Genomic DNA, 13,583 nt, shown 5'->3' with positions numbered 1-13,583 from the left:
TTTCAAAACAAAATTTGAATATAGTTTTCGAATTTTGTAGTGTGGCGTTACGCCGCATGTCATCCGACCTGGCGCACGTAGCCGTACCCTGAATCGAGTAGAGGTATTTCCATGGTTATCTGGTTAATAGTGGGTTTCGCAGCAGCGATCGCCCTGGCCTATCGACAAGCGGCTGCCGCCATGTGGTTGGGCGCTGGCGTGCTCTGGTTGGCGGCGGGTTACCTGTTCAATGCAGTGGCCGGGTTCGGCACTGGCGTCGCGGCGGTGCTGGTGGTGTTGCCGGCGTTGCTGATGACCCTCAAACCCCTGCGCCGCACCTTGCTCACCCGCAAGGCCTTGAACCTGTTTCGCACAATCATGCCGGCGATGTCCGACACCGAGCGTGCCGCCATCGAGTCCGGCACCGTGTGGTGGGACGCCGAGCTGTTCAGCGGCAAGCCCGATTGGCAGCGCTTGTTGCAAGCCGCACCGGCCAGCCTGAGCGCCGAAGAGCAAGCCTTCCTCGACAACGAAGTGGAAACCCTGTGCGACATCGCCAACGACTGGGAAACCACCCAGGTCTGGCAGGACATGTCGCCCGAAGGCTGGCAGTACACCAAGGACGCGGGCTTCCTGGGCATGATCATTCCCAAGCAGTACGGCGGCAAAGGTTTCTCCCATTATGCGCACTCGCAGGTGGTGATGAAGCTGTCGACGCGCTGTTCGGCGGCGGCGATTTCGGTGATGGTGCCCAACTCCCTGGGGCCGGCCGAGCTGCTGTTGCATTACGGCACCGATGCCCAGCGCAATTACTACCTGCCGCGTCTGGCGCGGGGTGAAGACATTCCCTGTTTTGCGCTGACCAGCCCCTATGCCGGCTCCGATGCGGGGGCGATCCCGGACCTGGGCATTGTCTGCAAAGGCCTGCACGAAGGTGAGCAAGTGCTGGGTTTTCGTGTGACCTGGGACAAGCGCTACATCACCCTCGGCCCGATCGCCACGGTGCTCGGCTTGGCATTTCGCGCAGAAGACCCGGACGGGCTGCTCGGCCAGCCGGGTTCGCTGGGCATCACCTGCGCGTTGATTCCTACGTCCCACCCCGGCGTCAACAGCGGGCGGCGTCATTGGCCCCTCAATGCCGTGTTCCAGAACGGTCCTACCACCGGCAAGGATGTCTTCATCCCGCTGGAATGGGTGATCGGCGGCCGTGAGCAAGTCGGCAACGGCTGGCGCATGCTGATGGAATGCCTGGCCGCCGGGCGCGCGATTTCCCTGCCGTCGTCCAACGTTGGTCTGGCCAAGGTCGCGGTGCGCGGCACCACCGCCTATGCCGCGATGCGCAAGCAGTTCGGCCTGCCCATCGGCAAATTCGAAGGCGTGCAGGCGCCCCTGGCGCGCATGGCCGGGCACCTGTATGCCTGCGATGCGGTGCGCAAAGTCTCGGTGGCCTCCCTGGATGCGGGTGAGAAGCCGTCGGTGATCTCGGCCATCGCCAAATACCATGTCACCGAGCGCGCGCGGATCATCGTCAATGACGGCATGGACATTGTCGCCGGCAAGGGCATTTGCATGGGCCCCAACAACTTCCTGGCCCGGGCCTACCAGCAAAGCCCCATCGCCATTACGGTGGAAGGCGCGAACATCATGACGCGCTGCCTGATCATCTTTGGCCAAGGGCTGATCCGCTGCCATCCCTATGTGTTCCGCGAGATGGAAGCGGCGCGCAACCCTGACCGGCGCAAGGCGCTGGAAGACTTCGACAGTGCCATGTTCGGCCATGTGAGCTTTGTGCTGGCCAACACCGTACGCGCAGCGGTGCATTCGCTGACCGGTGGGCGGCTGATTTCCGTACCGGCCAAAACCGAGCCGGCGTTGGCGTCCTACTACCGTCAGGCCAATCGCCTGTCGGTGGTGTTGGCCCTGATTTCGGACGTTTCCATGGGCGTGCTGGGCGGGGCTCTCAAGCGCAAGGAAAGTATCACCGGGCGCCTGGGAGATATTCTTTCGCAGCTGTACATCCTGTCCTGCGTGCTCAAGCGTTTTGAGGACGACGGCCGGCCCCAGGCCGATCTGCCGCTGGTGCATTGGTCGGCCCAGGATGCGTTGCTGCGCGCCCATGAAGCCTTGGCCGAAGTGCTCGATAACTACCCGTCCAAGCCTGCTGCCGCAGTGCTGAAGGCGTTGACGTTCCCGTTCGGTATCCCGCTGCGCAAACCTTCGGACCGCCTGCTGGCCCAGGTGGCCGATGTGGTGCAGGTACCGGGCGAAACCCGCGACCGCTTGCTGGCCAACTCCTACATTCCTCGCCCGGAAATCGACAAATTGGCCTACGGCGAACTGGGCTTGCGCCTGTTGCCGCAGGTCGAGCTGATCGACGCCCGACTCAAGCCCGCCGTCAAGCAAGGCCTGATCGAACCGCTGCCGATCTCCGCCACCGCCTTCACCACCTGGCGCGTCAAGGCGCGGGCGCTGGACCTGATCAGCGACGACGAAGAAGCCTTGCTGGCGCGCTATGTGGAATATGCCGATCACGCGATCCAGGTGGATGACTTCCCGCAGGACTTCGGCTTGCTGGAGGCGTTGCAGCAGCGTAAGCAGGCGTTGGAACCGACGGCGAAACGCCGCACGACCCCGGTCGAAAGTACCTCGGTTAATTAGGAGAAACGCGGTCCAAATGTGGGAGCGGGCTTGCTCGCGAATGCGGTGGATCAGTCAAAGTATCCGGTGACTGAAAGGGCCCATTCGCGAGCAAGCCCGCTCCCACACTGATCGGGTTTACAGGCCAAGACAGTGTGGTGAGTAGAGCCAACTATGAGTGACAGCTACCTTTCGTTCGTCAATTCCCCCTGGGGCCGTCGCCTGGCCCAGGCCGTCGGTTTGCCGCAGCCCTTGCCCCTGCAACGCCATCGCAGCGGCCAACAAGGCCTGGCCAACCCGGTCATCGTCGCCGGGGCAGGGCGCCTGGCCGCCGAGGTGCAGCGGATTTTCGCGGCCACCGACACGGTTACCGCCACCCCGGCCACGCTCACGGCGCCGTCCACGGTCAAGGTGCAAGGCGCGGTATTCGACGCCAGCGCCGTGGCCGGTCCGCAACAACTGGACGAGCTTTACGGGTTCTTCCACGCCAATGCCAGGCGCCTCGGCCAACATGGCCGGGTGGTGGTACTTGGCACCGCGCCGGAACATTGCGAGGGTTTGCCCCAGGCCATCGCCCAGCGCGCCCTCGAGGGTTTGGTGCGTTCGCTGGCCAAGGAACTGCGCCGGGCAATTACCGTGCAGTTGATCTACGTGGCACCTGGCGCCGAAGATGCACTGGACAGCAGCTTGCGCTTCTTCCTGTCGCGCCGTTCGGCCTATGTGTCGGGGCAAGTGGTGCGCCTTGAAAAACCGGTGGACGGCCATGTCAGCGTCAATTGGGACAAGCCTTTTGCCGGCCGCCGCGCCCTGGTCACCGGCGCGTCCCGAGGCATTGGCCTGGCGATCGCCCAGGTGCTGGCGCGAGACGGCGCCCACGTCGTTTGCGTGGATGTGCCCCAGGCCCAGGCCGCGCTGCAACGGGCGGCGGACAGTGTGGGCGGTTCGGCGCTGCCCCTGGATATCACTGCGGCGGATGCCGTCGCACGGTTGCAGGACCACGTCAGCCAATACGGCGCTTTCGATGTGCTGGTGCACAACGCCGGGATTACCCGCGACAAGACCATCGCCAAAATGACCGAGGCCGCCTGGCGGAGCGTGCTGGCGGTCAACCTTGAAGCGCCGTTGCAGTTGAGCGATGCATTGCTTGAGAGCCAGGGGCTCAACCCCGGCGGGCGCATCGTCTGCGTGTCGTCGATCTCCGGCATTGCCGGCAACCTGGGGCAAAGCAATTACGCGACGTCCAAGGCCGGCGTGATCGGCCTGGTGCAGGGCCTGGCACCGCGTGCGGCAGCGCAGCATGTCACCGTGAATGCAGTGGCGCCGGGGTTCATCGAAACCCAGATGACTGCAAAAATCCCGCTGATGATCCGCGAAGCGGGGCGGCGCATGAATTCGCTGTCCCAGGGCGGGCAGCCGATCGACGTGGCCGAGACCATTGCCTGGCTGGCGCACCCGGCGTCGGGCGGGGTCAACGGCCAAGTCGTACGCGTGTGCGGCCAAAGCCTGCTGGGAGCCTGAGCCATGGACTACGTGACGCAGATTATCGACCCGCCACCCTCGCGTACCCGCTTGTTGCTGGATGGCGTGCGTGCCTTGCGCAAGCCCAAGCTCGACGGTGCGCCTGTTCTGCCCAGGGCGCGCCTGGTGCGCTCGGCGGTGGAACTGTCCGCCATCGGCATCGCCGCGTATGCGCGTGCTTGTGGTTTTCGCCGCGAGCAGGGCGTGCCGTTGTCGTACCCACATGTGTTGGCATTCCCGTTGCACTTGATGCTGTTGACCCGCCCGAGTTTCCCGTACCCGGCCAGCGGCATGGTGCACCTGGCCAATCGCATTCGTCAGCACCAGCGCCTGAACGCAGGCCAGGCGTTGCGCCTGGAAGTGTATTGCGAGCGTTGGGTCGCCCATCCCAAAGGCCAGGCGCTGAGCATCGCCACTCGCGCCTACGGCAACGGCTGCCTGGTGTGGGAGAGCGACAGTCTGTACCTGCGCCGTGACGTCAAGGGCCCGATTGGCGAACCTTGGGTCGACGCCCTGTCGTTGCAGGACGAGGGCTTGTTGCGCACCCAACGCTGGGTGCTGCCCGCCGACCTGGGCCGGCGCTTCGCCAGGGTCTCGGGCGATTTCAACCCGATCCACACGTCGGTGATCGGCGCGAAGCTCTTCGGCTTTCGCCGCGCCATCGCCCACGGCATGTGGACCCTGGGCCGCGCGCTGGCGGCGCAGCAACCGCCCGGCGGGCTGGACCAGGCCGAGGCCCATTGCGACTTCAAGCTGCCGATCTTCCTGCCCGGTCAGGTCGCGCTCTGGAACCGCCCGGTAACAGGCCCGCGCCGTGAGTTCGAAGTGCGCAATTTCGCGGGCGACAAGCCCCATATGCGTGGGTTGTTCATCTGGAATGAGAGCCTTAAATGACTGACTACAGCTTCAACCCGGCCCCGGTCCGCCGCGTCGCGATTATCGGCGGCAACCGCATCCCGTTCGCGCGTTCCAACACCGTCTACGCCCACGACAGCAACCAGGACCTGCTGGTCGCCGCCCTGCAGGGCCTGGTTGATCGTTACAACCTGCACGGCCAACGCCTGGGTGAGTTCGCCGCCGGCGCGGTGATCAAGCATTCGCGGGACTTCAACCTGGCGCGTGAGTCGTTGCTCTCGACCACGCTGTCCCCCGACACGCCGGCCTACGACGTGCAGCAAGCTTGCGGCACCGGCCTGGAAGCGGCGTTGCTGGTGGCCAACAAGATCGCCCTCGGGCAGATCGAAGTGGGCATTGCCGGCGGTGCCGACACCACCTCCGACGCGCCCATCGGCATTAACGAGTCCTTGCGTCACACCTTGCTCGCGGCCAACCGCGCCAGGGGCATGGGCGATAAGCTCAAGGCGCTGCTTAAAGCCCGGCCCTCGATGTTGTTCAAGCCGCTGCTGCCGCGCAATGGCGAGCCGCGCACCGGTTTGTCCATGGGCGAGCACTGCGAAGCCATGGCCAAGCGCTGGCAGATCAAGCGCCTGGCCCAGGATGAGCTGACCCTCACCAGCCATCAGCGCCTGGAGGCGGCCTACAACCGTGGTTTCTTCGACGACCTGATCAGCCCCCATCGCGGCCTGGCAAAGGACAACAACCTGCGCGCCGATGCCAGCCTGGCGAAACTCACCGGCCTGGCGCCGGCCTACGACCGACAGGACGGCACGCTCACCGCGGGTAACTCCACGCCGCTGACCGATGGCGCCTCGGTGGTGTTGCTGGCCAGCGAAGAATGGGCTGCCGCCAATGGCTGGCCGGTGCTGGCTTATCTGCGCACCGGCGAGACGGCGGCGGTGAATTTTGTCGACGGCACCGAAGGCTTATTGATGGCCCCGGCCTACGCGGTGCCACGCATGCTCCAGCGCGAAGGCCTGGGCTTGGAGGACTTCGACTTCTTCGAAATCCACGAAGCTTTTGCCGCCCAGGTGTTATGCACCCTCAAGGCCTGGGAAGACGCCGATTACTGCCGCGCGCGCCTGGGCCTGGATGCGCCGCTGGGCGCCATCGACCGGGCGAAGATGAACGTCAACGGTGGCTCACTCGGCTGCGGCCATCCCTTCGCCGCCACGGGTGGCCGGCAACTGGCGACACTGGCCAAGACCCTTCACGAAAACGGCGGCGGGCGCGGCCTGATTTCCATCTGCGCGGCGGGCGGGCTGGGCATTACCGCCATCGTCGAAAAGTAGTTTTGCCAAAAACAACAACAAGGAAACTGCCATGAACGCTGTAAGCCTGGAACACACCGAACGGATCTGGCTGAACGCTTACTTGCCCGGCGTCCCGGCGGATATCGATGCGGCCATCGAAGACTACCCCTCGTTGCGCGAGGTGTTCCTCGAGCACCTGGAAAAATTCCACGAGCGTGTGGCGTATGTCAGCATCGGCACCGAAATGACCTACGCCGACTGGCAGGTGCAGGGCATTGCATTCGCCGCCTGGCTGCAGGCCCAGGGCGTGCAGAAAGGCGATCGCGTGGCGCTGATGATGCCCAACTGCTTGCAGTACCCGATCTGCCTGCTGGGGACGATCCTGGCCGGCGCGGTGGTGGTCAACGTCAACCCGTTGTACACCGGCCACGAGCTCAAGCATCTGCTCAAGGACAGCGGCGCGCAAACCGTGGTGATCTTCGAGAATTTCGCCCACACCCTGGAGAAAGTCATCGCCGGCAGCAGTGTCAAACGCGTGGTGATCGCCGCCATCGGCGACTTGCTGGGCACCTTCAAGGGGGCGGCGATGAACTTCATCCTGCGCACTGTGCAGAAGCAGGTGCCAGCGTTCAATTTGCAGGGATCGGTGCGGTTCAACCAGGCATTGAAGCTGGGGCGCGGGCTCACCCATTTCCCGGTGGATCTGCACCGCGACGACCTGGCCTTCCTGCAATACACCGGCGGCACCACCGGCGATGCCAAGGGCGTAATGCTCAGCCACCGCAATATCATCGCCAACCTGTTGCAAGCCAAGGCCTGGGTCGGCGACCAACTGGACCAGGACAAGCAGGAAACCAACGTCACCCTGCTGCCGCTGTACCACATCTTTTCCCTGACGGTGAACTGCCTGATGTTCATGTGCCTGGGCGGGCGCAACATCCTGATCGCCAACCCTCGGGACGTGAAGCGGGTGCAGATGATCCTGCGCAAGGAACGCTTCAACGGCATTGCCGGGGTCAACACGCTGTTCAATGGCTTGCTGGAAAACAAGGCGTTTTGCGCGCGGGACTTTTCCGACCTGCGCATGGTGATCGCCGGCGGCATGGCCACGCACACGGCGATCGCCAAGCGCTGGAAGGAAGTCACCGGGTTGCCGATCATCGAAGGTTACGGCCTGACCGAGTGCTCGCCGGTGGTGAGCATCAGCCCGATCAACATCGCCCGCATGCGTGAGATGGAATTCACCGGCAGTATCGGCGTGCCATTACCGTCGACCTGGGTGCGCTTCATGCGCGAAGACGGCGAACTGGCCGACATCGGTGAACAGGGCGAACTGCAAGTGCGCGGCCCCCAAGTGATGCAGGGTTACTGGAAACGCCCGGAGGCCACGGCCGAGGTGCTGGACGCCGACGGGTGGTTGTCGACCGGTGATATCGGCGTGATGGATGAGCGCGGCTATATCCGCCTGGTGGACCGCAAGAAAGACATGATCCTGGTTTCGGGCTTCAACGTGTACCCCAATGAAATCGAGGACGTGGTGGCGTTGCACCCAGGGGTCGCGGAAGTGGCGGCCATTGGTGTGGAAGACGGTGTGACGGGGGAACGGGTGAAAATCATTGTGGTGCGCAAGGACCCGAACCTGACCCAGGAGCAGCTCCTTGCCCATTGCCGGGTCTACCTCACGGGGTACAAGGTGCCCCGGTATGTGGAGTTTCGGACCACTGAATTGCCCAAGACCACCGTGGGTAAAGTGCTGCGCCGGGCTTTGCGCTGATTTGAAGGTTTGGATGGACCCAACTGTGGGAGCGGGCTTGCTCGCGAAAGCGCTGTGTCAGTCACCGATTTTCTGGCTGATACACCGCATTCGCGAGCAAGTCGAATCGTCGCACCGCCGCTCCCACATGGGACCCGCGTTGGGCTTTAGATCAAGCTCACGTTGACCCAGCGCTCTTCCTTGGCCGCCACGCGAATCGCCGCCGCCAGCCGCTCTACCTCCCATGCCGCTTCGAAGTCACTGCCATCGGCGCCCTGGCCGGCCACGGCCATGATCAGTTCCTGTACCTCCAGTGTTTTCAACTCGTTGTATCCCAGTTGATGCCCCGGCGCCGGGCTGAATGCCGCATAACCAGGCAGTTCCGGGCCGGCCAGCAGCGTTTGGAACCCCGCTTGCCCGGCGCAATACAGGCGCAATTCATTCAGGCGCTCCTGATCGAAGGCCAGGGTGCCCAGGGTGCCGCCGATCTCGAAACTCAAGTGGTTCTTGTAGCCGTGCTTGATCCAACTGCTGCTCAACGTACCCCGCGCACCGTTGGCGAACCGCAGCAACGCATGCACCTGGTCGTCGACGCTGATCGCACGCAGGTCGAGGCTGGCGGGGCTGGCGGGACGCAGGGGATGCACGGTCTGTGTGTCGGCGCAGACACTGACGATATCGCCCACCAGATAGCGCGCCATGGCCAGCGCGTGGCTGCCCAGGTCCGCCAGCGTGCCGCCAGCATGGGTGGCTTCGCAGCGCCAGCCCCATGGCGTTTGCGGGTTGGCCAGGAAGTCCTCGGAGTTCTCAAACTGGACGGTGGTGATCTGGCCCAGTACACCGCTGGCGATCATCTGCTTGGCCAAAACGATCATCGGGTTGTGCTGATAGTTGTAGCCCACCCGCGTCACCACACCGGCCACGCTGGCGGCACGGCGCATCGCCTCGGACTGTTCCAGGCTCACGGCCAACGGTTTCTCGCAATACACCGCCTTACCCGCTGCAATCGCTGCCATGGCCATGGGGTAATGCAAATGATTGGGCGTGGTGATCGCTACCACGTCCACATCGGGGTCATCGATCAGCGCTTGCCAGTCGCCATGGGCCCTGGCAAAGCCCCACGCCGTGGCGCAGTGCTGGGCGCGTGCGGTATCGGCATCGGCCAAGGCGGCCAGTTTGAGGTGCACAGGCAGTTCAAACACCGTGCGCGCATTATTGAACGCCAACGCATGGGCACGCCCCATGAAGCCCGTGCCAATCAAGCCGATTCCGAGTTCACGCATCGCCAGGGTCCTTTGAATTATTGTTGTTCAGAGGGCGTATTAATGGAATAAAAATTCGCAAAACTCAATATATGGAATAAAAATTCATATCATGATCAATGATCACCCCGGCGAATACAGCTACATTCACCCTGTGGCCAAACGCCGTCAGTTAACAAAAGATAACGTAGCGCCGATTGTCAGACGATTCGAAAGCCCGATAGGATGGCCGCTGCTTCCTCCGGGCGCTCTAGATTGCAGGTTTCAAGGCCGCGGAAGGCAGCGATAACAATAATAAATGGGAGAAAGGTCTATGAGTGAGCCTGTCATGGGTTGGGTTGTTTGCCGCCCGCGCGCCGCACGCAAGGTTGCGTTGCTGGCCACAGCGCTCTCGCTGCTGATCGGTGGCGCGTTGTCGACACCGGTACTGGCAGCCAGCGATACCACCGCAGCGCCTGCGTTTGCGATTGAATCGCCCAAGGCCGTTAAAGGCCTGATGATCGACGTGGTGCATGCCGGCAAGCGCCTGGTGGCCGTCGGCGATCGCGGGCACATCCTCTTTTCCGATGACCAGGGCAATACCTGGACCCAAGCCAAAGTCCCCACCCGGCAACTGCTCACGGCGGTATTTTTCGTCGATGACAAGCAGGGCTGGGCGGTGGGCCACGATGCGCAAATTCTCGCAAGCGTCGACGGCGGCGCCACCTGGACCCAGCAATACCAGGACCTCAAGCGCGAAGCCCCGTTGCTCGATGTGTGGTTCAACGACGCCAGCCACGGCCTGGCCGTCGGCGCCTACGGTGCATTGATCGAAACCACCGACGGCGGCAAAACCTGGGCAGACGTCAGCGACCGCCTCGACAACGAAGACCAGTATCACCTCAACGCCATCGCCCACATCAAGGACGCCGGCCTGTTTATCGTCGGCGAGCAGGGCAGCATGTTCCGTTCCAGCGACGACGGCCAGTCCTGGGAAAAACTCGAAGGCCCCTACGAGGGCTCGCTGTTTGGCGTGATCGGCACCGCTCAACCGCAGACCCTGCTGGTCTACGGTTTGCGCGGCAACCTGTACCGCTCCACGGATTTCGGCGGCACCTGGGAGCAGGTCGAATTGAACGCGGCGCGGGGAGCGCTGGAGTTTGGTCTGTCCGGCGCGACCTTGCTGGAAGATGGCGCCATTGTCGTTGTCGGCAATGGCGGCAGCGTGGTGGTCAGCCGCGACGACGGGCAAACCTTCAGCGTGTTCAATCGCCCGGACCGTATTTCCCTCTCGGCGGTCACAGCGGCGGGCAATGGCAACTTGATTCTGGTCGGGCAGGGCGGCGTTCGCGTCGCGACAGCTGCTGGCGCCGAACCGAAAAAACAATAAGAAGGCGGGCAAAGAATGAGCAGTCATCACAACGATAAAGCGACCTTTCTTGAGCGCCTGATCTTCAACAACCGCCCGGCGGTGATCGTCATCTGCCTGCTGGTGAGCATTTTCCTGTTCTGGCAGGCGACCTTGATTCGCCCATCCACCAGCTTTGAAAAGATGATCCCCCTCAAGCACCCCTTCATCGAGAAGATGATGGAGCACCGCAACGATTTGGCGAACCTTGGCAACACGGTGCGCATCTCGGTGGAGGCCAAAGACGGCGACATTTTTACCCAGGAGTACATGGAGACCCTGCGCCAGATCAACGACGAGGTGTTCTACATCTCCGGCGTTGACCGCTCGGGCCTCAAGTCGCTGTGGAGCCCCAGCGTGCGCTGGACCGAAGTGACCGAAGAAGGCTTTGCCGGTGGCGAAGTGATCCCGCAGAGCTACAACGGCTCGCCGCAAAGCCTCGATCAACTGCGCAACAACGTGCTCAAGTCCGGGCAGGTTGGGCGCCTGGTGGCCAACGATTTCAAATCGAGCATCGTCGATATCCCGCTGCTGGAGTCTTACCCGGACCCGCAGGACCAGGGCAAGCTGCTGGCCTTGGACTATCGCAAGTTCTCCCATGAGCTCGAAGACAAGATTCGCGACAAGTTCGAAGCGCAGAACCCCAACGTCAAAATCCACATCGTCGGTTTTGCCAAAAAGGTAGGCGACCTGATCGACGGCCTGGTGATGGTGGTGCTGTTCTTCGGCATCGCGTTCGTCATTACCCTGGTGTTGCTGCTGTGGTTCACCCACTGCCTGCGCAGCACCATCGCCGTGTTGAGCACCACGCTGGTGGCGGTGATCTGGCAATTGGGGCTGATGCACTTCTTCGGTTTTGGCCTCGATCCCTATTCGATGCTGGTGCCGTTCCTGATTTTCGCCATCGGTATTTCCCACGGTGTGCAGAAGATCAACGGTATCGCGCTGCAATCCAGTGAGGCCGACAATGCGCTGACGGCGGCGCGACGCACGTTCCGGCAATTGTTCCTGCCGGGGATGATCGCGATCCTCGCCGACGCCGTGGGCTTTATCACGCTGCTGATCATCGACATCGGCGTGATCCGCGAGCTGGCCATCGGTGCGTCCATCGGCGTGGCGGTGATTGTGTTCACCAACCTGATCCTGCTGCCGGTGGCGATCTCCTATGTCGGCATCAGCCAGCGTGCCATTGCCATCAGCAAGAAAGACGCACACCGCGAGCATCCGTTCTGGCGCCTGCTGTCCAGGTTCGCCAGCGCCAAGGTCGCACCGGTCTCGATCCTGCTGGCGCTGGTCGCCTTCGGTGGCGGCCTCTGGTACAGCCAGAACCTGAAGATCGGTGACCTTGACCAGGGCGCGCCGGAACTGCGCCCGGACTCGCGCTACAACAAAGACAACAACTTCATCATCAGCAACTACTCCACCAGCTCCGACGTGCTGGTGGTGATGGTCAAGACCAAGGCCGAAGGCTGCTCGCGCTATGAAGCCATGGCGCCCATCGACCAGTTGATGTGGAAAATGCAGAACACCGAGGGCGTGCAGTCGGCGATCTCGCTGGTGACCGTGTCCAAGCAGATGATCAAGGGCATGAACGAGGGCAACCTGAAATGGGAAACCCTGTCACGTAACCCCGATGTGCTGAACAACTCCATCGCCCGTGCCGATGGCTTGTACAACAACACCTGTTCCCTGGCGCCGGTACTGGTGTTCCTCAACGACCACAAGGCCGAAACCCTCGACCGTGCGGTGCATGCGGTGCAGGACTTCGCCAAGGAAAACAACAAGGACGGCCTGGAGTTCATCCTGGCCGCCGGTAACGCCGGGATCGAAGCGGCCACCAACGAAGTGATCAAGGAGTCCGAGCTGACCATCCTGATCCTGGTCTACCTGTGCGTGGCGACCATGTGCATGATCACCTTCCGTTCCTGGGCGGCGACCTTGTGCATCGTGCTGCCGCTGGTGCTGACCTCGGTGCTGGGTAACGCGCTGATGGCGTTCATGGGCATCGGCGTCAAGGTCGCGACCTTGCCGGTGGTGGCCTTGGGCGTGGGGATCGGCGTGGATTACGGCATCTACATCTACAGCCGCCTGGAAAGTTTCCTGCGCGCCGGCCTGCCGCTGCAAGAGGCGTACTACCAGACGCTCAAGTCCACCGGCAAGGCGGTGCTGTTCACCGGTTTGTGCCTGGCCATCGGCGTGTGCACCTGGATCTTCTCGGCCATCAAGTTCCAGGCCGACATGGGCCTGATGCTGACCTTCATGCTGCTGTGGAACATGTTCGGCGCGCTGTGGCTGCTGCCGGCGCTGGCGCGGTTCCTGATCAAGCCTGAAAAATTGGCGGGGCAGAAGGGCAATTCGTTGTTTGCCCACTGATTCAGGGCCCGACACATTCCAACCTGTGGGAGCTGGCTTGCCTGCGATGGCGGTGGTTCAGTCAACAGATGTATGGCTGACACTCCGTCATCGCGGCATGGGTATCTACACAACTTTCAACGGTGTGTGGCGAGGAGCTTGCTTGGCGGCCTTCGGGCCGACCGTTTTTTGGGTTTGACCGAGTACATATCCGTTGCTGCGGTAACGGCGGCTTAGGGTTCCGCCCTTACGGCGGGTCACTTTTTGAAGAGCGCAAAAAGTAACCAAAAACGCTTCGCCCCACCACTCGGTGCCTCGCCTAGGCTCGGCATGCCCGTAATCCGACATTGATTTGGGGGGCCGCCGCCACGCGCCATCCATGGCGCGGGGCGGCTAAACCGGCGTCCTGCCGGTTTACCCCCCAAATCAATATCGAATTCCGGCCAGCGTGGTTGACGGGGCGCCTCAGATCAAGATCAAAAACAAAGCGCGGCGGCCTTAGAGCCGACCGGTATTCATGTCGAACTCGGTTCAAAATGTGGGAG

Annotated in this window: 8 protein-coding genes; 7 read left to right on the top strand and 1 reads right to left on the bottom strand. The window is 62.6% G+C overall.

Annotation, left to right across the window (positions count from 1 at the left end):
• The first annotated feature begins 111 nt into the window (after window positions 1-111).
• The 5 genes from H0Z09_RS07255 to H0Z09_RS07235 all read left to right on the top strand — a co-directional run bounded on the left by H0Z09_RS07255 (window position 112) and on the right by H0Z09_RS07235 (window position 8,058).
• Complete coding sequence (locus H0Z09_RS07255; RefSeq protein WP_186688990.1) at window positions 112-2,637, top strand: acyl-CoA dehydrogenase; 2,526 nt, start codon at window positions 112-114, stop codon at window positions 2,635-2,637.
• 153 nt (window positions 2,638-2,790) lie between these two features.
• Window positions 2,791-4,134 carry a 3-oxoacyl-ACP reductase gene (locus H0Z09_RS07250; RefSeq protein WP_186688989.1) on the top strand — a complete coding sequence of 448 codons (1,344 nt, stop codon included), beginning with the start codon at window positions 2,791-2,793 and terminating at the stop codon, window positions 4,132-4,134.
• A gap of 3 nt (window positions 4,135-4,137) precedes the next feature.
• A complete protein-coding gene (locus H0Z09_RS07245; RefSeq protein WP_186688986.1) occupies window positions 4,138-5,028 on the top strand; it encodes a MaoC/PaaZ C-terminal domain-containing protein in 891 nt (296 codons plus the stop codon).
• Window positions 5,025-6,323 (top strand): acetyl-CoA C-acetyltransferase, encoded by a 1,299-nt coding sequence (locus H0Z09_RS07240; RefSeq protein ID WP_186688983.1) that lies wholly within the window; start codon window positions 5,025-5,027, stop codon window positions 6,321-6,323. Before H0Z09_RS07245 ends, H0Z09_RS07240 begins: the two co-directional genes overlap by 4 nt.
• A gap of 31 nt (window positions 6,324-6,354) precedes the next feature.
• Window positions 6,355-8,058, top strand: coding sequence for an AMP-binding protein (locus H0Z09_RS07235; RefSeq protein ID WP_186688980.1), 1,704 nt, complete (start codon window positions 6,355-6,357; stop codon window positions 8,056-8,058).
• 146 nt (window positions 8,059-8,204) lie between these two features.
• Here H0Z09_RS07235 and H0Z09_RS07230 read toward each other — a convergent pair whose 3' ends face one another.
• The gene (locus H0Z09_RS07230) at window positions 8,205-9,320 is read right to left on the bottom strand and encodes a Gfo/Idh/MocA family oxidoreductase (protein ID WP_186688978.1); all 1,116 of its coding nucleotides are present in this window, start codon (window positions 9,318-9,320) and stop codon (window positions 8,205-8,207) included.
• Window positions 9,321-9,627: 307 nt separating this feature from the next.
• On the opposite strand from H0Z09_RS07230, the gene H0Z09_RS07225 reads away from it, so the two are divergent.
• Together H0Z09_RS07225 and H0Z09_RS07220 are read left to right on the top strand one after the other, a co-directional pair.
• Complete coding sequence (locus H0Z09_RS07225; RefSeq protein WP_186689297.1) at window positions 9,628-10,668, top strand: YCF48-related protein; 1,041 nt, start codon at window positions 9,628-9,630, stop codon at window positions 10,666-10,668.
• A gap of 15 nt (window positions 10,669-10,683) precedes the next feature.
• Window positions 10,684-13,059: an RND family transporter gene (locus tag H0Z09_RS07220; protein WP_186688975.1), complete on the top strand. Its 2,376-nt coding sequence runs from the start codon at window positions 10,684-10,686 to the stop codon at window positions 13,057-13,059.
• Window positions 13,060-13,583 lie beyond the last annotated feature (524 nt).

Origin of the sequence: Pseudomonas sp. SWRI18 (assembly GCF_014268345.1) — a bacterium.
GTDB classification, from domain to species: domain Bacteria; phylum Pseudomonadota; class Gammaproteobacteria; order Pseudomonadales; family Pseudomonadaceae; genus Aquipseudomonas; species Aquipseudomonas cedrina.
Note: the sequence above shows the minus strand (reverse complement) of the source record. Positions and strands in the feature narration are given on the sequence as shown.